Here is a 19,659-nt window from a genome sequence, read left to right as displayed (position 1 = left end):
GTCCGGGATTCCATCCATTTATTTTCCGCCTGCCTCTGCCAGATTTTCCACCATCTGCACAAGCCGATCCGTGGCGTCCGGCACGCCGCAGGCGGTCGCCGCCTGTGCCATTTTCATCATCCCCTGCTCATCCGACAAAAGCTCTGTCAGTTTCTGGGTCAGTTGCGGCACATCGAATTCCGGTTCGGTCATCAGCACCGCCGCCTGCGCCTCGACCAATTGCCTGGCATTGGCAGTCTGCTCATCGCGGATCGCACTGGCCAGCGGAACCCAAAGCGCGGGGCGCCCGACCACGCTGACATCGGCCACGGTGGACGCGCCAGAGCGCGCGATGACCAGCTGCGCATCGGCCAACCGGCTTGGGACATCATCAAAGAATGTGTCGACGTCTGCCGTGATCAGCTCACTGGCGTAGTAATCGGTGACACGTTCCAGATCCTCTTGCCGTGCCTGCTGGCTGACGCGGACGTTCCGCCGGATCTCTTCTGGCAGCGCCGCGATGGCCGGGGGAACAATATCAGACAGGATCCGTGCGCCCTGACTGCCGCCCATGACAAGGATCGACATCGGGTAATCGCCCGGCGGAATATAAGGGGCCGCCTGACGTTCCAGAATGGCGCTGCGCACGGGGTTGCCCGTATGCACGCCCTCTACCCCGGCAGGCAGCGCGGTCGGCCAAGTGCCGCAGGCGACTGCATCGACACGTTTGGCAAAAAGCTGGTTCACACGGCCCAGCACACCGTTTTGTTCATGGATCATGCGCGGGATGCGCAACGCCCATGCGGCAGACATGGCCGGGATGGCAGGATAGCCGCCAAACCCTACCACAACCGCTGGCCTGTCGCGCAGCATCCGCCATTTGGCCGCGACAGTGCCGCCTAGAATGCGAAAAGGTACCGCCAGCTTGGCCAGTGGCCCGCCACGGGCAAAGGTCGCACTGCCCACAACATTCACCTCAACCGCGTCAGGAAAGCCGCTGGTGTAGCGGGCGCCGCGTGCATCGGTGGACAGGCGCACGCGCCAGCCCTTTAGCAGCATCGCCTCGGCCAGTGCCTGTGCCGGAAACATATGGCCGCCGGTCCCCCCGGCAGCAATTACCAAAAGGGGTTCAGTCATCGATCAGCTCTTCGCAACAGGATATCCTCCATTTCGCCTTGCGGACGACTTCGGGTAAAGGCCAGCAGCATGCCCACGGCAATGCCCCCGGCGATCAGGGACGATCCGCCATAAGAGACGAAAGGTAATGTCATTCCCTTCGCAGGCAACAGGCGCACGGCAACACCCATATTAATCATGGCCTGCACGCCGAATGCGCAGGCCAAACCAGTCCCGGCGAGCCGGATAAACGGATCACGCTCTTTCATCAAGCGCAGCAGGGACCGGACAACGATCACTGTATAAAGCGCGATAATGAGTAGCACACAGATCAGCCCGTATTCCTCAGCCGCGACAGCGATGATAAAATCCGTATGGGCATCGGGCAGCGACCATTTCACCTGTCCCTCACCCACGCCAACACCGAAAAAACCGCCCTCGCGGATCGCATTGGTGGCATAGCCAAGCTGGGTATTGGGGTCGACATCCGGCGACAAAAACCCGTCAATCCGGCGGGCAAAGTGTTCGGAATTGGAATAGGCAATTGTCCCGCCAAACACGACCAGCCCGGCCAGCACGATCAGGATCGTCATCGGGGCACCAGCCACGAAATACATCACACCCCATGCAAATAACAGCAGCGCGGCCTGCCCGAAATCGGGCTGAAAGGCCAGCATCAGCACGATGGTCAGGGTCAGGGCAAAGGAATAGGATTTCCCCGGCGGGCCGCCGATCTCCTGACTGGCGGCCAGCAGCCATGCGGTCATCACGATGAACCCCGGCTTCAAAAATTCAGACGGCTGAACCGACGCAAAGCCAAGCGAATACCAGCGCACCGCCCCTTTGCCGAAATCCGTGCCCAGCACCGGCAGCATCGCAAGGGCCGCAAACGCACACAAAAAGCCCAGCACAGCCAAGCGGCGCACCAGCGTCGGCGACATCATCGACGCAGCGAACATCGCAACCATCGCCGCGCCGCCAAAGATGGCCTGTCGGGTCACGTAATAAAACGGCTCCAGCCCGTTTTTAGCCGCCAGCGGCGGCGAAGAGGCAAGCCCCAACAACAACCCGATCCCCAACAGGATCAGGATGCAGGACAGACTCCATTTATCAATTGTCCGCCACCAACGTGGAAGAACCGGGTCACCGGATTGAACCGGGACCGCACCATAGACCATTTCCGTCATGGATCACCGCCAAACTGCCTCTACACGCCCGGTTTTCCGGGTCTGTGGCGAGCATAGACAGCATTTGGCCACATTTCCACCGAAATTCCGGGGAAATGCGCCGATGTGGCGCAGCGGTTTGATCTTGATGCAAACCCGTGCCACATGCGGCACATGAAAATTGAAACGCTGATTATCGGGGCCGGGGCCGCCGGCATGATGGCTGCGGCCCATGCCGGGCCCGGCGTGCTGGTCGTCGATCACGCCAAAGCGGCGGGAGAAAAGATCCGCATCTCCGGCGGCGGGCGCTGCAATTTCACCAACCTGCACGCCAGCCCCGGCAATTTCCTCAGCCAGAACCCGCATTTCTGCAAATCCGCCCTGAAACGCTACACCCAGTGGGATTTCATCAGCCTGGTGGATCAACACCAGATCAAATGGCACGAAAAAACGCTGGGGCAGCTCTTTTGCGACAATTCTGCGCGCGACATCATCGCCATGTTGCGGGCCGAGATGGAGCGCGCCGGCGCACAGCTTTGGCTGCAAACCACAGTGAGTGAGATCAGCCATGACGGCACCCATTTCCGGGCCACGCTGACCCGCGACGGGCGGGACACCACCGTCAGCGCGCGCAACCTCATCGTGGCGTCCGGGGGCAAATCCATTCCGAAAATGGGGGCGACCGGGCTGGCCTATCAGATCGCCCAGCAATTCGGCCTGCCCATTATCACACCACGGCCCGGCCTCGTGCCGCTGACCTTCTCGGATGATCGGTTCAAACCGCTCGCAGGTGTCAGCACCCCCGCGCGGATCAGCGCAGGCGGGACCAGCTTTGACGAAGCCCTGCTTTTCACCCATCGGGGCCTGTCGGGGCCCGCCGTACTGCAAGCCTCGTCCTACTGGACCGAAGGCGACGCGATCAGCGTCAACCTGACCCCGGCCACGCTGCTGCCCAAACTGCAAGCACAACGGCAAAGCGACGGGCGCAAATCCTTCACCACGATCCTGTCCCAGCACCTGCCCGCGCGGCTGATCGCGCATCTGGAACAAACCCTCCCACTCTCTGGCAATATCGGTGACCAAAGCGACGCGGCGCTGCAATCCATCTGCGACGCACTAGAAAACTGGGAGCTGACGCCATCAGGCAGCGAAGGCTACCGCACCGCCGAAGTCACGCTCGGCGGCGTGGACACTGACGCGCTCTCCTCCAAAACCATGGAGTCGACGGTCCCCGGCCTCTACTTCATCGGCGAATGCGTCGACGTGACAGGCTGGTTGGGCGGGTATAATTTTCAGTGGGCGTGGTCGTCGGGATGGGCGGCGGGGGCGGCGATCAGGGGGTAAGGACCAACGGCAGAGCGTTGGTGCATCTGCGACCCTGACACGCTGCGAACGGCTTGCAGTTTAGGCACCGCCGACGCGCCCCGCCCGGCGACGGAACCACCATTTCCAGACACATAAAATCAGACACCGCAAAGCCATCACGTGCATCCCGAAAACCCCTCACAACCTATACCCTGCCGCGGCACCGAAACGACCACTATTTGCCCACACTGACAGCTGGACAAACTTCTTACGATGTAGTTTCTGTCTTTTTTGTGACGTAGTTTCAATGATTTCAACAACACCTTACTGCGGCCCGCATACAACCGGAAGCAGGCCGAAAGAAGGTGAGTTTTATACACCCCAACCATGCGTCAGACTCGGAAACCAAGCCCCGGTCGGACGTGTAAACGTAAAAATGCAATTGCTTTAAGCCAATTCATACGAAGACAGATTGGAAGATCATGACGCCCCCTGTTCACACGACAAATACGCCCTTTTTCACGCGACAGGGCGCGCGATCACTTGCGGTATCGCAGGTTGCGATGCTTTTGGGCGTCCTCAGCTATCAGCCCGCATGCGCGCAGCAAGCAATCGTTATTCAAAACGGCGAGGAAGTGACCGATACGGTGGAGCTGAACAATGACGGCGACAGCTTGACCCTTGAACAGGGCGGTGCATTGACGGTGAGCGCTGCAAGGGGCGTCAATTCTACGGGCAACGATATCGCAGTGGTTAATGACGGTGCGATCAGCACAACGGGCGATGATGCCGCTGGGTTCTATTCCCAAGGTAACAATGCCACCAATAGCAACAGCGGGTCCATCACAACAGAGGGCGTTGAAGCCGATGGGTTCTATTCCCAAGGCGACAATACGACCAATAGCAACAGCGGGACAATCTCAACAACGGGCGGCAGTGCGGTTGGTATCCGATCAGAAGGCGCCGACGCGACCAACAGCAACAGTGGGTCCATCACAACAACGGGCGGTACTGCCTATGGGTTCCATTCCCACCAAGGCACCAATACGACCAACAGCAACAGCGGGTCCATCACAACAACGAACAATTTTGCCCATGGGCTCTATTCCGAAGGCGACAAGGCGACCAATAGCAACAGCGGAACAATCTCAACAACGGGTCGCGGGGCTGATGGTATCCGATCAGTAGGCATCAATACAACCAATATCAACAGCGGGACGATCACAGTCACGACCATGGGTATTGTATCGTTTGGCACCAATGCGACCAACAGCAACAGCGGGACGATCATAACAAAACTCGGCCGTGCATATGGCATCCATTCGCGTGAAAGCGATACGACCAACAGCAATAGCGGGACAATTACAACAGAGGGCCGGGATTCCTACGGTATCTATTCCCAAGGCGACAATACGACCAATAGCAACAGCGGAACCATCAGAACGCGCGGTCAACGGGCGCACGCTGTCGCGCTGCAGGGAAACAACGGCAGCCTGACCAATACAGGGGTATTGTCAGCCACGGGTGAAGATGCTCTGGCTGTTAGAGGTGGCAGTGGCGCGCAAACGGTGAACTTGGGTAAAGGCTCCGTCATCATCGGCGCGATCGATCTGGGGGACGGCAGTGATACGGTCAATTTTGACAATAGCGCTGCCGGTGCCTCATCTATGCTCAGGTTGATGAACGTCGAAACGATTAGCATCAGCGGCAATGACCGTCCGGTCTTTGTAATAAATGATGGCAGCGCAAAAGTGATCATGGCGATTGATGCCACAGGGTTTGCAGCGCTGCGTGACGCCAGCGCTTTGGCGGCCGATAGTGCGCATCGCAGCATCCCGCCACAAGGCGATCAAACAGGGGCCTGGGTCAGCCTGTTTGGTGGCGCACGGAACCGTGGCGATGATGGCCCAACATTGGCCTACGGTCACGATTACGCGGGGCTGATGGCAGGCTATAGGACCGATCTGGGAGCCAAACGCATGGGGTTTGTCGGCGGTATGTCGACCGGCACTATCGCCACGGATATCGACACGGCTGACATTGCAACGGAAAGCGCCTTTGCCGGGACCTATCTTGGCACATCTCTGGGTGCGGCACAGATCACAGCCAGCCTGCTCGCCGGGATTGAACGCCATGACAGTGATCGCGTCGTGATCAATAGCATTGCGGGCACCGAGGTCGCAAATGCCACTATCGACGGCCGCTTTGTCAGCGCCGGCATGCAAGTGACCGGCGGCGGCGGCCTCACCTTGGGCACACTGCAAATGCAACCTTCGGTCAGCGCAGCATACACCGTTGTATCTTATGATGATTACACGGAAACCGGCACAACGAACGCCAATCTTGCGGTGGACAGCCGGACCGCCTCAACCCTCAGCGCCCGCGCCCAGCTTGAGACTGTGGCGCGCATCGGAGGTCTTGAAACGGGCTACCGTCTTGGGCTCAACAGCAGGGTCAGCGGCGGGGATGACGTCACCATCACCCTTGATGGCGTCAGCCAAAGCTTTGACGTTGACAGCGATCCCGTACTGGGCGGCTTTATCGGTGCCCGCGCCATATACGTGCAAAACGACAGGCTGCGGCTGACGGGGGATGTCGAATATGGCATCGCTGACGGCGAAGAAGACACACTGTCCGCCGCACTGAACGTCAGCGTTACGTTCTGAGCAGAAGGATATGGGAAGGGGTCCGCCCCCTTCCCCAAACCTCAAACCTTAACGCGCTATGAACAGTCCCACCGCACGCAGCGTTAATCGAGCACGTCGCCAAAACCAGTCCGATAGAAGTCCGACGTTTGTCCGACGCAGTTTCGAGGGTGAAAAAGCCAGCGAATAAAACCTGTTAACCTACCCCAGTGCGGCCTGCACCCGCGCCATGAAATCATCGCCGCGTTTCTCAAAGTTATCATACTGATCGAACGACGCCGCCGCCGGGGCCAGCAGCACGACCTCCCCCGCCTGCGCCTCCGCCACGGCCCGCATCACCGCCGCCTCCATCGTGGTGCAGATCTCTGCCTCCGCCCCCGTCAGTTGCAGCGCAAACCCCTCCGCCTCGCGCCCGATCACATAGGCTTTTACCACGTGATCCAAATGCGGCAGCAGCGCCTCCAGCCCGCCTTCTTTTTGCAAGCCGCCGCAGATCCAGCGTATTTTCTTGAATGCTTGCAAGGCTTTGGCGGCGCTGTCCACATTGGTGGCCTTGCTGTCATTCACATAGAGCACCCCGTCTTTTTCAGCCACGATCTGGCTGCGATGCGGCAGCCCCGGATAGCTTTCCATCGCCGCCGCGATCCCCTTGGGCCCCAGCCCCAGCGTCCGGCACGCAGCATAGGCCGCGCAGGCGTTTTGATGGTTATGCCCCCCCGGTAAACCCTTGATTTTGCGCAAATCTATGGTGCCCACCTGCCGCCCTTTGCGGTATTCGGACAGGAAGCTTTTGCGTGCAAAAACCGTCCAGCCCTGCGTCAGTTTCTGCCCGGATGAAATACGGATCACACGGTCATCCTCCGGCCCTTCGCTTAGCTGATTGGCTAAATATCGACCCTCGGCCTCATCAACGCCCACAATCGCACGGTCTGGCCCGCCTTCGGCAAACAACCGTCGCTTCGCTGCGAAGTACCCACCGAGGCCGGCGTGCCGGTCGAGGTGATCGGGAGAAAAATTAGTAAAAACAGCAACATCCGGGGTGAGCGCGCGGGCGAGGTCGGTTTGGTAGGACGACAGTTCCAGCACCACGACGCCGCCATCCGGGGCCGGATCAATGTCCAATACGCCCCGCCCGATATTGCCCGCGAGCTGCGCAGGTCGTCCGTTTTCGGTTAAGATGTGGTGAATGAGCGCGGCCGTGGTGGATTTGCCGTTGGAGCCGGTGACGGCGATGACCCGTGGTGCGGTGTCAAAATTCGCCCACTCCGTCGTTGCGAAAGACTGAAAAAACAGCCCGATATCATTGTCCACAGGCACACCTGCATCCCACGCGGCGGCGATGGCGGGGTGCGGCGCGGGGTAGAGATGCGGGATGCCGGGGCTGACGATCAGCGCCGCAACGTCTTCGTATGATTGGGTTTTTGTGAGATCGCGGAGGATCAGACCTTCGGCTTCTGCCGTGTTGCGGGCGGGTACGCTGTCATCCCACACCACCGGTTGCGCGCCCCCAGCGGCCAAGGCCGCCGCTGCGGCGCGACCCGTCCGGCCAAGGCCCAGAACCGCGACGGTCTGGCCTGCGTATCCTTGCACTGGAATCATGATGCTGCCCTTGTCTTGCTTTGGCGCAGAGTGCCGTTTGGACGCGCCGGGCGCAAGGGAGGGCGCAACGTTCGGTGGGACGGATGGGGCGGCGCAAAGGGCTGGATTGGAGAGCGTTTGGATTTAAGGTTAACACTGGAAATTGCAGGTAAATTTGCGGGTTATTTCGTATCGGACAAGCGTCGGACTTGCATCGGACCTTTGCGGAGGATTTGTCGGGTTAAGCGTTGCCTCCCGCCCGGCATCGCCGGGCAGCGCCCGGACCTCCCCCATGGGGAGGGCGCTTCGCACCCACCCCGAGGTCCAGGCACTGCCCTGATGTTGTGCGAAAGAGTGACCGTCATTTCCGGGTTTTCACTGTCGCCACACCGATCAGGGGCGACCCTAGGGCAGATGACGATATGCGTCTAAAGCATTTCGATTTATACCTGAATCACCAATCGCTGCCTTTCGCCTTCGGCTCAAACGAAATTGGTGATCTGTGATGTCTCAGGTTAAAACCAAAACGCCTTAGTCGAACGCTATAGCGCGATGGTAGAGGTTTGGGCATATTTTGACGCAACATCCCGCAGCCTGTCACCGCACGGGCATCAAGCCGAAACGCGCGCCGCTGTCTCCTCTCGCACCGAATGCCCAGACAGCGGCGATGAATTGATATCTGACCAATGCGAAACCGCTGGCGTCCTCGCTGACAAAGCGCCGCCATGCCCCGTCAATCCGAAGCGCCAATGCCTGTCGCCCGGCGACGGTTGTCACGGTTTCATCCGCCAGTTCGCCCATTGTGCCACCCTTTATTCTTTCGGTGATGGCCACAACGCCCGCCGCAAAGGACGCCCTCCGCCCGGCGAAGAGCACCGGTGTCTGATATTTCCGATTGATCATCCCCACGAAGATATAGTCGTTTCGCGCGTTGCGCTGCACGCCCGGCAGCAGCGCCACCTGCAACCTGTAAATGTCGGATTTGAACAGCCCCGCATCCTCGTACCTTGGCGTTACGAGCGTTTCGTCCAACCGTTTCTTCAACATGACACAGCCTCCGCCATACTGTTCGAAGCGTAGCGAGGAAGGCTTTAACAGATGATGAAGCCCTTTAGCGCACTTTCAGTGTCGCCAGCCCGATCATCGCGAGGATCAGCGAGATGATCCAGAACCGGATGACGATCTGGGGTTCGGACCAGCCTTGCTTTTCATAGTGATGGTGGATTGGCGCCATCAGGAAGACCCGCTTGCCGGTCCGTTTGAAGTAGAGAACCTGAATGATGACGCTTAGCGCCTCCACCACGAAGAGACCGCCGACGATGGCCAGCACGATCTCGTGCTTTGTGGCGACAGCGATGGCCCCCAGTGCCCCGCCCAGTGCCAGTGACCCAGTGTCCCCCATGAAGACCGCTGCGGGTGGCGCATTATACCACAAAAACCCCAGCCCGCCGCCGATCAGCCCGGCGCAAAAGATCAGGATTTCGCCCGTTTGCGGCACGTAGTGCACGTCGAGGTATTCGGTAAAGTCGGTCCGCCCCACCGCATAGGCGATGATCCCAAAAGCCCCGGCTGCGATCATCACCGGCATGATGGCCAGCCCGTCCAGCCCGTCTGTCAGGTTCACCGCATTCGCCGCCCCCACGATCACAACCATGGAAAAGGGGATGAACAGGATCCCCAGATTGATCAGCGTGTCTTTGAAGATCGGCAGCGCCAGCTGGTTACTGAGCTCATCTGGGTGCGCCATGGCCGCCCAATAGCCTGCGAAACCCGCGATCAGGATGCCCAGCAGGATCCGTACCTTGCCCGAGACCCCGGCGGTATTCTGTTTCGACACTTTGGCGTAGTCGTCGGCAAAGCCGATCATCGCGTAAGACAGTGTCACGAACAGCACCATCCAGACAAAGGGGTTGTCCAGCCGTGCCCAGAGCAGCGTTGATGTTGTCACCGCCCCCACGATCAGAAGCCCGCCCATAGTCGGTGTGCCTGCTTTGGCGAAATGCCCCTCTGGCCCGTCGGCCCGGATCGGTTGCCCTTTGCCTTGGGTCCGCCGCAGCACGTTGATTAGCGGGGGTCCGAACATGAACCCAAAGAGCAGCGCCGTCATGAATGCCCCCCCGGCCCGGAAGGTGATGTACCGAAAAAGGTTGAAGAAGTCGCCGCCGTCAGACAGGGCCGTGAGCCAGTAGAGCATGGGGTTTCCTTAATTCTCTCGCGGGCGCGGATGCCCCAGTTTCCGGATGGCGTCAACGACCAGCGACACCTTGCTGCCTTTGGAGCCTTTCACAAGCACCGCATCACCGGCATCCACAAGCCGCGATATCTGGGGGGACAGATCGCTGGCCTGTTCGGCCCATTGCCCCCGCTGCCGCTCTGGCAGTGCTTGCCACAGGTGGTGCATCAGCGGTCCGGCGCAATGGATCAGGTCGAGCGATTGCAGATGTGGGTTTTCGGCCATGTCCCGGTGCATCTGCACCGCATCCGGTCCCAGTTCCAGCATATCGCCCAGAATGGCGATCCGCCGTCCTTTGATGATTTGCCCGACGTTGTCGATTGGCGTGCTTGCTGCGATCACCTCGAGCGAGGCGGCGAGCGATGTGGGGTTGGCGTTGAAAGCGTCGTCGATCAGGTCGAGCTTTTCGTTTTCGTTGAATGGGTCAATCATGATGACCTCGCGCGTGCCCCGCCCGGCGGGTGGCACCCATTCTACGATGTCGAGCGCGGCGGCGACCGGGTCGCCCCCCAATGCGTTGACAACGGCCAGCACGCCGACTGCGTTTGATGCGAAATGCCGCCCTGGTACGGCGAGTTTGAATAGGTAATCCTGCCCGTCCCCGCTCGCGCTGATCACAGTGACATCGCCGCTCAGCCGCACATCGGTGATTGCCCAATCCGCTGCGGTGGTCCCGAACAGGATAGGCGTTGCCCCCGTCTGCGCGGCGTATTTCTGCAGGATAGCGCTGGTTTCTATATCGCTGTTGAGCACCGCAATGCCGCCCGGTTCCAGCCCGTCCATGATCGCGGCTTTTTCTGTGGCAATGCCCGCCAGATTATCGAAGGCTGCCAGATGCGCCGCTGCGACCGTTGTGACCATCGCCACATGTGGTCGCGCCATCCGTGACAGGGGGGCGATTTCGCCGGGGTTGCTCATCCCGATTTCGATGATCGCATAATCGGTGTCGGCGGGCATCCGGGCGAGTGTCAGCGGCACCCCCCAGTGGTTGTTGTAGGACGCTTCGGCGGCGTGGCAGTTACCCTGTTTTTTCAGGACAATCCGCAGCATTTCCTTGGTCGAGGTCTTGCCGACAGAGCCGGTGATCGCCGCGATGTGGGCGTTTGTCCGGGCGCGCGCGGCGATACCCAGCGCTTCGAGTCCCTTGAGCACGTCCGGCACGATCAGCAGTGGCGCATCGGCGGCAACCCCGTCTGGCCTGCGGCTGACCAGAGCGGCGGCGGCGCCTTTGTCCAGCGCTTGCGCGACGAAATCATGCCCGTCGCGGATATCGGTCAGCGCGACAAACAGATCGCCGGGCTGGATGCTGCGCGTGTCGATAGAGACGCCGTTGGCCTGCCAGTCGCACGTTGTTTTGCCACCTGTTGCGGCGACGGCGTCTTGCGCTGTCCATAGGCTCATATCTTGCCCTCAAGTGCTGCAACGGCGACGCTGGCCTGTTCGACGTCATCAAAGGGTAGGGTTTGATCGCCAATGACTTGGCCGGTTTCATGCCCTTTGCCTGCGATCAACAGCGCGTCGCCGGGTCCAAGCGCGTCAATGCCGCGCAGGATGGCCTCGGCCCTGTCGCCGACTTCGGTGATGCTTTCGGTGCCCCCTGCCCCGACAGCCCCCGCCAGAACGGCGGCACGGATGGCGGCGGGGTCTTCGCAGCGCGGGTTGTCATCGGTCACAATGACAAAATCAGCGTTCTGTGCTGCTGCTGCCCCCATCAGAGGCCGCTTGCTGGTATCACGGTCACCGCCGGCACCGACCACCGCCACGATCTGCCCCATCACATGCGGGCGCAACGCCTTGAGCGCGGTTTCGACGGAATCAGGTGTGTGCGCGTAATCGACAAAGACCGCCGCACCGTTTTCACGGGTGGCCGCCAGTTCCATCCGACCGCGCACGGTGCTGAGTTGTGGTAATGTGGCAAAAACCTCTTCTGCCTGCGCACCAGCACCAATCACCAGTCCTGCGGCCAGAAGCACGTTTTCAGCTTGGAAGCCGCCGATCAGGTCAAGCCGTGCGGCGTGCTGTTTGCCCTGCCATTCAAACAGGATGTTCTGCCCGGTGGGATCAAAGCGTTGCGCCATCAGACGCAACCGTGCGCTTTCGCTGCGGCCAACGCCGATCGCTTCCAGATCGTGATCCGTGCAGAGTTCCAGCACCTTGTGCCCGGCGGCCGTGTCGAGATTGATCACCGCGACCCCGTCCTGTGGCAGGACACGGGTGAAAAGCCCCATCTTGGCGTCGAAATAAGCCTCGAATGTTTTGTGGTAGTCCAGATGGTCCTGACTAAAATTGGTGAAGCCGGCGGCAGAGAGCAGCACACCATCAAGACGCCGCTGGTCAAGCCCATGCGACGATGCCTCCATCGCGACATGGGTTACGCCGTTTTGCGCCGCCTCTGCCATGACCCGATGCAGGGTAATCGGTTCAGGCGTGGTGTGTTTGAGCGGGTGGGTCCAGAACCCTTCGACCCCGGTTGTTCCCAGATTGACGCCTGCAAGCCCCATGTGTTCCCAGATCTGGCGGCAAAAGGTCGAGACAGAGGTTTTCCCATTGGTGCCGGTAATCGCCACGACGTTTTCAGGGTGCGGCCCGAACCAGAGCGATGCGGTCTGCGCGAGCGTTTGACGCGGGTCTTCGGAGATGATCAGCGCGGCGTCAGCCTCGGCCAATTCTGCGGCTGCGATGGCCGCCCCGCGCGCATCGGTCAGGATGGCCCCTGCCCCCATGCGCAGCGCATATTGGATAAATTCCCCGCCATGCACCCGCGCGCCGGGCAAGGCGGCAAAAAGAGAGCCTGCTTTCACCTCGCGACTATCGACGGCCAGCCCTGTGATGTTCGCGTCGCGTCCGCCTTGTGCACGCAGTCCCAGTTCTGCCAGTGTCTTCATCGCCTGTCCCCGGTTAATTTGAGGTGAGGGTTACACCGACCGGTTGGGGCGTGTCCACATGTGGTCTGAGCCCAAGCAAGGGTGCGACACGCCGGATCATTTCGGCCGCGACCGGCACTGCCGTCCAGCCTGCGGTGCGTCTATCTTCGCCCAGCGTATGGATGGAGGGTTCGTCCAGCGTGACAACCAGCACATATTGCGGATCGCTGGCCGGAAAAACCGAGGCGAAGGTGGCGATCACCTTGTCATCGTAATACCCGCCACCGTTTTCGCGCGCCTTATCTGCGGTGCCGGTTTTACCTGCGACCTGATACCCTGTGACTTCACCAAAGGATGCGGTGCCGCGTGACACCACCTGCCGCAACATATCGACCGACCGGCGCGCCACAGTTTGTGACATTACGCGGGGGCCGGGCTGCGCATCCTGTCCCCGGATCAGCGTTGGCGTGACCCGTTCGCCCCCGTTTGCGATGGTCGCGTAAGCGCTGGCCAAATGCAGTGGCGATGATGACAGCCCGTGCCCGTAAGAGATTGTCATCGCTGAAATCTCGGACCAATGTGGCGGCAAAAGCGGCTTGCCAGTTGAGCCTTCGACCAGTTCGATGCTGGTGGGCTTCAGAAAGCCCAGCGCGTCAAGAAAGCTGCGCTGCCGTTCTGCGCCAAGCTGCATGGCGATCCGTGCCGTCCCGACGTTGGAGGATTCCACGATCACGTCGGTGGTGGACAGTTCCGGCCCATAATCGTGGAAATCGCGAATCCGGAACCGGCCCCATGTCAGCGGCCCCTGCGTGTCGATCATTGTGTCCGGCGAAATCAGCCCCAGTTCCATCGCTTGGGCGACGGCGAAAATCTTGAAGGTCGAGCCAAGCTCATAGACCCCCTGCACCGCCCGGTTAAACAGCGGGCTGTCGGATTGATCGCCGCTGGTCAGTACGCGAGGCCGATTATTGGGGTCGAAGTCGGGCAAGGACACCATGGAGATGACTTCGCCCGTGTGCACATCCATCAAGATTGCAGCGGCGCCCTTGGCGCTCATCACCGACATCCCACCTGCCAGCACCTGTTCGGCGGCGGCCTGAATGGTCAGGTCGATGGACAGTTCCAGTGGCGCGCCTTCGTTGGCCGGGTCGCGCAGGAATGCGTCGAACTGCCGTTCGACACCGGCCACGCCGATCACCTCGGCGCTGGCGACACCTTCGCGCCCGTAGCTTGCCCCACCCAGAACATGCGCTGCAATTGGCCCGTTGGGGTAAAGCCGCATTTCGCGCGGCCCGAACAGCAGGCCGGGTGAGCCGATGTCATGCACCGCCTGCATTTGTTCAGGGCTGATCTGCCGCCTGATCCAGAGAAACCGCCGTGTGCCGGTGAAATCTTTGTAAAGCTCTTCTTGTTCCAGTTCCGGGAAGATCGCCGCCAGTTCCCGTGCGGCGCGGGCCGGGTCGATCATGTCACGCGGGTGGGCATATAGCGAATGGGTGGCCAGATTGGTGGCCAGAATGCGCCCGTTCCGGTCGACGATGTCCGCCCGCTGCCCGATGATCGGGTTGCCTGCCACCGTGGCGCGCGGTTCCTCGGGTACCGACGAGGCCAGCGCGCCCATGCGCATCCCAATCACCGAGAACGCACAGAAGAAAGCCAGACCAAGTACCAGCAACCGCCCTTCGGCCCGTTGCCGGGCCTTGTCGCGCAATGCCTCGTGCCGTTTGCGCAGGTTTTCGGCGGCGATTTCGTCGGGGTTTTCGCCACGTGCGCGTGCCCGCAGGATACGTGCCAGTGGCCGCAGGGGGGTGCGGGTCATAGCGGGTTCTCCACTCCGGCGAAGGCGTCGGATGACAGCTCTATCGGGTTGGTGATCGGTGCGATGGGGGGGATCGGATAGATGATTTCATCCACCTGCCCAAAGGCATCAGGCATCAGGGGCAGCAGCCCCAGCCGGTCAAAGTTGAGTTCGGCCAGATCAGCCAGCCGGTCGGGCCGGTTCAGATAGGCCCATTCGGCGCGCAGCATGCCCAGCCGTTCATGGGCAGCCCCGATGCGCGCGTGCAAAGACCGCACATCCTTGATGGCGGCCTGTGTTTTGTAGTTTTCCTGATAGGCCCAGAAGGCGAGCCCCATCACAGCCAAGGCGGCGATTACATAAAACAAACCACGCATTTACCTGCCCCCCTTTCGCATTGGCATCCCCAGTGATGCCGGATCAATGTCTTCGGCGGGTGCATCCGTCCGGATTGCCACCCGCAGCTTGGCCGAGCGCGACCGTGGGTTGACCGCCAGTTCATCGGCGTCTGGCCCGATTGCCTTGCGCTTTTCGATGCGGAAGGCGGGCACGATCCGTTCGATTTCGGGCGCGTAGCGGTTGGCATTCGCCACATTGCCTGACCGCGCCTGAAGGAAACGTTTGACCATCCGGTCCTCGACCGAATGGAACGTCACCACAGCCAGTTGCCCGCCCGGCTTCAGCGCCCGTTCGGCGGCCATCAGCCCTGCGGCGAGTTCGCCATATTCGTTGTTGATCGCGATGCGGAGCGCCTGGAAGGTGCGGGTCGCCGGGTGCGATTGGCCGGGCTTGGCACGGGGGAGACACCCTTCCACCACTTTCGCCAGCTGGAGAGTCGTATCGAGAGGACGTGCCGCCACGATGGCGCGGGCGATGCGGCGCGACGCGCGTTCTTCGCCATAGAGATAAATGATATCGGCAAGCGCACTCTCCTCTGCCGTATTACACAAATCTGCGGCTGACAGGCCGGATTGACTCATCCGCATATCAAGCGGGCCGTCGCGCATGAAAGAAAAGCCACGCTCGGCCAGGTCCAGCTGCATGGAGCTGACACCAAGATCAAGCACGACACCATCAAGATCGGACCCGTATTCATCGAGCTTGGAAAACGTGCCTTCGACCGTTGCGATCCGATCCCCATATTCACCGATCCAATCGGCGGCCATTTCAAAGGCAAGCGGGTCGCGGTCCACGCCAACGACCTTATCCGCCCCCGCCGCCAGAAGCGCGCGGGTATAGCCGCCATTGCCGAAGGTCCCATCAAGCCAGACACCGCTGACGGGTGAGATAGCGGCGATCAGCGGGTTGATCAGAACAGGAATGTGAGGCTGGGTATCGGCGGCATCTGACATCGCGCCGCCCCTATTCGTCCAACAGGCTAAGAACGTCGAATTCCTCGCCCTGCTCGTCCAGCCAGCCTTTGAGATCGTCGGCGACCTCATCATTGTAGGTTTCGGCTTTCCAAATCTCGAAATGATCGCCAAGCCCGCTGAACTGCAGCTCACCATCAGTGATGCCGAGTTTCTGACGTTGCCGGATCGGCATGACGGTGCGCCCGTCTTTGTCCACGTCCAGTTTGATGGACTGGCCAATGATCAGGCGCGACAGTTTTTTCTTGCGGTCAGAGCCGCGCGGCAAGGCATTGATCTGTGCGACGACCTGATTGAATTCGTCCACCGTATAGCCATGCAGTTCATTTTTCAGGTGATCGCCATAGAGCAGATACATGCGGGGTGAGAGGCCGGGGGCCCATTCAGGGTCGCCGGATTCGAGCACGCGACGAAAATCGGCTGGGATCGACATGCGCCCCTTACCGTCCACCTTTTGGGTGTGTTCGCCTGTGAAACTCAGAACCACTGTCCGCTGGCCCTTTTCTACTCAAGTCCCCCGAAAACCGTCCTTTGGATGCGAAAACGGCGAATTGCGCTGCTGCCACTGCACAATCCGCCGCCCTCGTCCCATCTCTGGGTAAGTCCGACTGCGCGTGCCACCTGGGGGGATGTCTGCTCGCTCACGCGCCGGATCTGTTTTGGGTAAATGACGAAGCCTGTATGAAACCTGCTTTTGCCGGTTGGGGTTCTTGTCGCCCCGTTTTGTTGTGTCCGTCTTTACCGTGCATTCGTTTTGCCATCCCTTGCCGGGCCGATCAACTGTTTTCTGGGAATTCATGGAACAACGTGGGGCAATTGGCGTTGGGGAGCGCTAAAATACGTCGAAAATTTGTTGAAAAATGGCACATTTCTAGCGGAACCTAAAATTGCCGACACCATATATGGTGTCATGGCGGGAATGTGCCGACGGTTCCAGAAAGTCCCAATTTTTTTGATATCACGGCTAATCTCGGCACTTCACTGCCACGTGATCGCCGATTTCACCACCAGATACGGGCAAAAATCCCCGTTTTGTGATTCGTTTGCCACATCGATTCCATGATTTCCCACGGATTCGGACGCCCCTCCGAATCCCGCACCGCGCACGACAGGATTACAGCCCGCAATCGTGCCAAGGCCGATCGCAGATCAACGTATCGTCTATATATATGGTGTGGGGATCGGATCTGCGCCCGCTAAAAGAGCCGCTTGTGCATCACATGCGCATCGACAAAGCCCAGCGCCGGATGCGCGAAGGCATCCGGGATTGTGCCCAGGATCGCATAGCCAAGGCGCTGCCAGAGCCGCACCGCACCGGTGTTGCTTGCCAGTACAAAGTTGAACTGCATGGCGCGATAGCCCAGCGCGCGTGCCTCTTGCTGTGAATGGTCACACATCAGCGTGGCCAGCCCCCGCCCCCGCGCGGCCGGGGCGACGATATAACCGCAGTTGCAGATATGCGCCCCGCCGCCAGATTGGTTGGTCTTTATATAGTATGTCCCAAGGATCTCGCCGCTCTCTTCAGCGACAAAGGTCGCGGCGGGCTGCGTCATCCAATAGGTAAAGCAATCATCGCGTCCAATCTGGGGATCGACCGCATAGGTATCGCCTGCGCGAAACACGTCGCGCAGGATCGGCCAGAGCGTGTCGAAATCCTGCGCCACGGCCGGGCGGATGATCATGCCATGCCACCTTCGATAAAGCGCCGGGCCAGATGGCGGTAGGCGTCGGCCATGGAGCCATCACCTACGGCGATGGGTTCGCCTGCATCCCCGGCCAGCCTTGTGTCCAGGTCAATCGGCAAGGCACCCAGGAATGGTACACCGATCTTCTCTGCCTCTTTCGCGACGCCACCATGACCAAAGATATGACTTTCGGTGCCGCATGTCGGGCAGACGAAGGTGGACATGTTTTCGATCAGACCCAACACAGGGGTGTTCAGCGTCTTGAACATGTCCAGCGCCTTGCGCGCATCAAGCAGGGCCACATCCTGCGGGGTGCTGACGACAATCGCACCGGTCAGGTCGGTTTTCTGGCACAGCGTCAGTTGTACGTCGCCGGTCCCCGGCGGCAGATCGACGAGCAGGATATCAAGTTCCCCCCATTCCACCTGCCCCAGCATCTGCTGCAACGCCCCCATCAGCATCGGGCCGCGCCAGACCACGGCTTTATCCGGGTCGACCATCAGTCCGATGGACATCATTGTGACCCCATGCGCCTGTAGCGGGATGATCGTCTTGCCGTCCGGGCTACCGGGCCGTTTGCTGACCCCCATCATGCGCGGCTGGCTGGGACCATAGATATCGGCATCCAGCAGGCCAACGCGCCGCCCTTCCTTTGCCAGTGCGACCGCAAGGTTCGAGGATACGGTCGATTTGCCGACCCCGCCCTTGCCCGAACCGATAGCGATGATCCGGTCCACCCCGGCGATCCGGGCAGGCCCCGCCTGTGACGTCGGGTGCCGCCCCACCTTCAGCGCGGGCGGCTCTTTTGGTTTGGCTGCGGGGCCGTGGGCGGTGAGGATCACGGAAACAGACCCCACACCGGGCAGGTCAGCGACAACATCTGACGCAGCCTGACGCACGCCTTCCATCTTGGCGGCTTCGTCCGGGTCAGATGCTTCGAGCACAAAGCGGACGGAATCACCGTCAATTGTCAGCGCGCGCACCATGTCACGGGTCACAAGGTCAACACCGCCAGGCAAAGTGACTCGCCGGAGAGCGCCTAAAATTTCATCACGTGTGAGGGGCAAGATTCACCTCCGATTCATAATTCCGCCTATTACATGGCAACATCTGGCAGGTTTTGGCCAAATCGCAAGTGGACGGAAACAGATGCTTAAAAAAGCAACGCATTGATGACATTAGGTCAGCAATGCTCATGCATTTTCTGCATGGCAGCAATGACGAGACGGGTATTGTGCAGGCGCAGCATAATCGTACATGTTAGCGGCAACAGGGCGAAGAACTTGCCCACCGAGTTAGACCGAGAGATGAGCAGATGACATATCAGACCGACACAAGTTTCGCCGCAAACACCTTTGCCCAGCGCATCGCAGCGCTGCGTGCTGATTGGGTAGAGAAAGCTGCGAAACGCAAAATCTACCGTTCCACATACAATGAACTGAACGCGCTTTCCGATCGCGACCTGAACGATCTTGGCATGAGCCGTTCGATGATCAAGCGTGTGGCGATCGAAGCCGCATACGATAACCAGATTTAAGGATCGGATTGGCCGCCTCCTCCCTTTAGGCCGATCTGACACGACCTGACGTTCCTCCTCCTCCCTGAACGTTGGGTCAGCAATAAGGTGGCGGTATCCACCTCCTCCCGGATACCGCCACTTTTGCAACAGGATACGGAACCGCCCACCTCCTCCCGGGTGGAACCGTTTACGCCAAGGACCCACCTCCTCCCGGGTCTGCGGCATGTGCGTCTTGCTCTCTCCTCCTCCCTGGGTGAGACGCAGTAATAGAAACGGCGATGCCCACCTCCTCCCGGGCATCGTCGTTTTTTATTTCAGCAGCGTTGTATCGGGCGAAAATGTCAGGTTTGAGCTTAAGCTCACGGTCTTTCGCCCCAAGCCGTCCAAACATGCACTAAGGA

At 60.2% G+C, this 19,659-nt stretch carries 16 protein-coding genes; 3 read left to right on the top strand and 13 right to left on the bottom strand.

The features are described from left to right. Window positions 1-18: 18 nt before the first annotated feature. Together ACJ5NV_RS04150 and ftsW are read right to left on the bottom strand one after the other, a co-directional pair. Window positions 19-1,116, bottom strand: coding sequence for a UDP-N-acetylglucosamine--N-acetylmuramyl-(pentapeptide) pyrophosphoryl-undecaprenol N-acetylglucosamine transferase (locus tag ACJ5NV_RS04150; RefSeq protein WP_411642365.1), 1,098 nt, complete (start codon window positions 1,114-1,116; stop codon window positions 19-21). After that, window positions 1,113-2,282: a putative lipid II flippase FtsW gene (gene ftsW / locus ACJ5NV_RS04145; protein WP_411642364.1), complete on the bottom strand. Its 1,170-nt coding sequence runs from the start codon at window positions 2,280-2,282 to the stop codon at window positions 1,113-1,115. Before ftsW ends, ACJ5NV_RS04150 begins: the two co-directional genes overlap by 4 nt. A gap of 153 nt (window positions 2,283-2,435) precedes the next feature. Here ftsW and ACJ5NV_RS04140 point away from each other — a divergent pair, with 153 nt between their 5' ends. Both ACJ5NV_RS04140 and ACJ5NV_RS04135 read left to right on the top strand, forming a co-directional pair. Then, window positions 2,436-3,605 (top strand): BaiN/RdsA family NAD(P)/FAD-dependent oxidoreductase, encoded by a 1,170-nt coding sequence (locus ACJ5NV_RS04140; protein ID WP_411642363.1) that lies wholly within the window; start codon window positions 2,436-2,438, stop codon window positions 3,603-3,605. A gap of 443 nt (window positions 3,606-4,048) precedes the next feature. After that, window positions 4,049-6,232 carry a beta strand repeat-containing protein gene (locus ACJ5NV_RS04135; protein WP_411642362.1) on the top strand — a complete coding sequence of 728 codons (2,184 nt, stop codon included), beginning with the start codon at window positions 4,049-4,051 and terminating at the stop codon, window positions 6,230-6,232. Between the two features lie 180 nt (window positions 6,233-6,412). Here the strand turns inward: ACJ5NV_RS04135 and murD are convergent, their stop codons facing one another. The 11 genes from murD to ACJ5NV_RS04080 all read right to left on the bottom strand — a co-directional run bounded on the left by murD (window position 6,413) and on the right by ACJ5NV_RS04080 (window position 18,806). Then, entirely contained in the window at window positions 6,413-7,810 is a 1,398-nt protein-coding gene (gene murD / locus ACJ5NV_RS04130) for a UDP-N-acetylmuramoyl-L-alanine--D-glutamate ligase (RefSeq protein WP_411642361.1), read from the bottom strand. A 576-nt stretch (window positions 7,811-8,386) separates the two neighbouring features. After that, on the bottom strand, window positions 8,387-8,836 hold the full coding sequence (locus ACJ5NV_RS04125) for a hypothetical protein (RefSeq protein ID WP_411642360.1): 450 nt from the start codon (window positions 8,834-8,836) through the stop codon (window positions 8,387-8,389). A gap of 64 nt (window positions 8,837-8,900) precedes the next feature. Then, a complete protein-coding gene (gene mraY / locus ACJ5NV_RS04120; RefSeq protein WP_411642359.1) occupies window positions 8,901-9,983 on the bottom strand; it encodes a phospho-N-acetylmuramoyl-pentapeptide-transferase in 1,083 nt (360 codons plus the stop codon). A 9-nt stretch (window positions 9,984-9,992) separates the two neighbouring features. After that, complete coding sequence (locus ACJ5NV_RS04115; RefSeq protein WP_411642358.1) at window positions 9,993-11,423, bottom strand: UDP-N-acetylmuramoyl-tripeptide--D-alanyl-D-alanine ligase; 1,431 nt, start codon at window positions 11,421-11,423, stop codon at window positions 9,993-9,995. Continuing rightward, on the bottom strand, window positions 11,420-12,907 hold the full coding sequence (locus ACJ5NV_RS04110) for a UDP-N-acetylmuramoyl-L-alanyl-D-glutamate--2,6-diaminopimelate ligase (RefSeq protein ID WP_411642357.1): 1,488 nt from the start codon (window positions 12,905-12,907) through the stop codon (window positions 11,420-11,422). Before ACJ5NV_RS04110 ends, ACJ5NV_RS04115 begins: the two co-directional genes overlap by 4 nt. Window positions 12,908-12,920: 13 nt before the next feature. Then, window positions 12,921-14,705, bottom strand: a complete 1,785-nt coding sequence (locus ACJ5NV_RS04105) for a peptidoglycan D,D-transpeptidase FtsI family protein (RefSeq protein ID WP_411642356.1) — start codon at window positions 14,703-14,705, stop codon at window positions 12,921-12,923. Continuing rightward, complete coding sequence (gene ftsL / locus ACJ5NV_RS04100) at window positions 14,702-15,061, bottom strand: cell division protein FtsL (RefSeq protein ID WP_411642355.1); 360 nt, start codon at window positions 15,059-15,061, stop codon at window positions 14,702-14,704. Before ftsL ends, ACJ5NV_RS04105 begins: the two co-directional genes overlap by 4 nt. Continuing rightward, complete coding sequence (gene rsmH, locus ACJ5NV_RS04095) at window positions 15,062-16,036, bottom strand: 16S rRNA (cytosine(1402)-N(4))-methyltransferase RsmH (protein WP_411642354.1); 975 nt, start codon at window positions 16,034-16,036, stop codon at window positions 15,062-15,064. It abuts the gene before it with no gap. Window positions 16,037-16,046: 10 nt separating this feature from the next. Further along, window positions 16,047-16,541, bottom strand: a complete 495-nt coding sequence (locus ACJ5NV_RS04090; protein WP_411642353.1) for a division/cell wall cluster transcriptional repressor MraZ — start codon at window positions 16,539-16,541, stop codon at window positions 16,047-16,049. Between the two features lie 709 nt (window positions 16,542-17,250). After that, window positions 17,251-17,736 (bottom strand): GNAT family N-acetyltransferase, encoded by a 486-nt coding sequence (locus ACJ5NV_RS04085; protein ID WP_411642352.1) that lies wholly within the window; start codon window positions 17,734-17,736, stop codon window positions 17,251-17,253. Continuing rightward, entirely contained in the window at window positions 17,733-18,806 is a 1,074-nt protein-coding gene (locus ACJ5NV_RS04080; protein WP_411642351.1) for an Mrp/NBP35 family ATP-binding protein, read from the bottom strand. The genes ACJ5NV_RS04085 and ACJ5NV_RS04080 overlap by 4 nt, the downstream gene beginning before the upstream one ends. A 248-nt stretch (window positions 18,807-19,054) precedes the next feature. On the opposite strand from ACJ5NV_RS04080, the gene ACJ5NV_RS04075 reads away from it, so the two are divergent. Then, a complete protein-coding gene (locus tag ACJ5NV_RS04075) occupies window positions 19,055-19,276 on the top strand; it encodes a DUF1127 domain-containing protein (RefSeq protein ID WP_411642350.1) in 222 nt (73 codons plus the stop codon). Window positions 19,277-19,659 lie beyond the last annotated feature (383 nt).

Source organism: Loktanella agnita, assembly GCF_046640325.1.
Lineage (GTDB): Bacteria > Pseudomonadota > Alphaproteobacteria > Rhodobacterales > Rhodobacteraceae > Yoonia > Yoonia agnita.
The sequence above is the reverse complement of the archived record's forward strand: the minus strand, read 5'-3'. Positions and strand labels throughout refer to the sequence as shown.

What these genes read in the sequence shown, in the direction of transcription:
- ACJ5NV_RS04150 (WP_411642365.1), bottom strand. Translation starts at nt 1,116, where the DNA reads ATGACTGAACCCCTTTTGGTAATTGCTGCCGGGGGGACCGGCGGCCAT.
- ftsW (WP_411642364.1), bottom strand. Translation starts at nt 2,282, where the DNA reads ATGACGGAAATGGTCTATGGTGCGGTCCCGGTTCAATCCGGTGACCCG.
- ACJ5NV_RS04140 (WP_411642363.1), top strand. Translation starts at nt 2,436, where the DNA reads ATGAAAATTGAAACGCTGATTATCGGGGCCGGGGCCGCCGGCATGATG.
- ACJ5NV_RS04135 (WP_411642362.1), top strand. Translation starts at nt 4,049, where the DNA reads ATGACGCCCCCTGTTCACACGACAAATACGCCCTTTTTCACGCGACAG.
- murD (WP_411642361.1), bottom strand. Translation starts at nt 7,810, where the DNA reads ATGATTCCAGTGCAAGGATACGCAGGCCAGACCGTCGCGGTTCTGGGC.
- ACJ5NV_RS04125 (WP_411642360.1), bottom strand. Translation starts at nt 8,836, where the DNA reads ATGTTGAAGAAACGGTTGGACGAAACGCTCGTAACGCCAAGGTACGAG.
- mraY (WP_411642359.1), bottom strand. Translation starts at nt 9,983, where the DNA reads ATGCTCTACTGGCTCACGGCCCTGTCTGACGGCGGCGACTTCTTCAAC.
- ACJ5NV_RS04115 (WP_411642358.1), bottom strand. Translation starts at nt 11,423, where the DNA reads ATGAGCCTATGGACAGCGCAAGACGCCGTCGCCGCAACAGGTGGCAAA.
- ACJ5NV_RS04110 (WP_411642357.1), bottom strand. Translation starts at nt 12,907, where the DNA reads ATGAAGACACTGGCAGAACTGGGACTGCGTGCACAAGGCGGACGCGAC.
- ACJ5NV_RS04105 (WP_411642356.1), bottom strand. Translation starts at nt 14,705, where the DNA reads ATGACCCGCACCCCCCTGCGGCCACTGGCACGTATCCTGCGGGCACGC.
- ftsL (WP_411642355.1), bottom strand. Translation starts at nt 15,061, where the DNA reads ATGCGTGGTTTGTTTTATGTAATCGCCGCCTTGGCTGTGATGGGGCTC.
- rsmH (WP_411642354.1), bottom strand. Translation starts at nt 16,036, where the DNA reads ATGTCAGATGCCGCCGATACCCAGCCTCACATTCCTGTTCTGATCAAC.
- ACJ5NV_RS04085 (WP_411642352.1), bottom strand. Translation starts at nt 17,736, where the DNA reads ATGATCATCCGCCCGGCCGTGGCGCAGGATTTCGACACGCTCTGGCCG.
- ACJ5NV_RS04075 (WP_411642350.1), top strand. Translation starts at nt 19,055, where the DNA reads ATGACATATCAGACCGACACAAGTTTCGCCGCAAACACCTTTGCCCAG.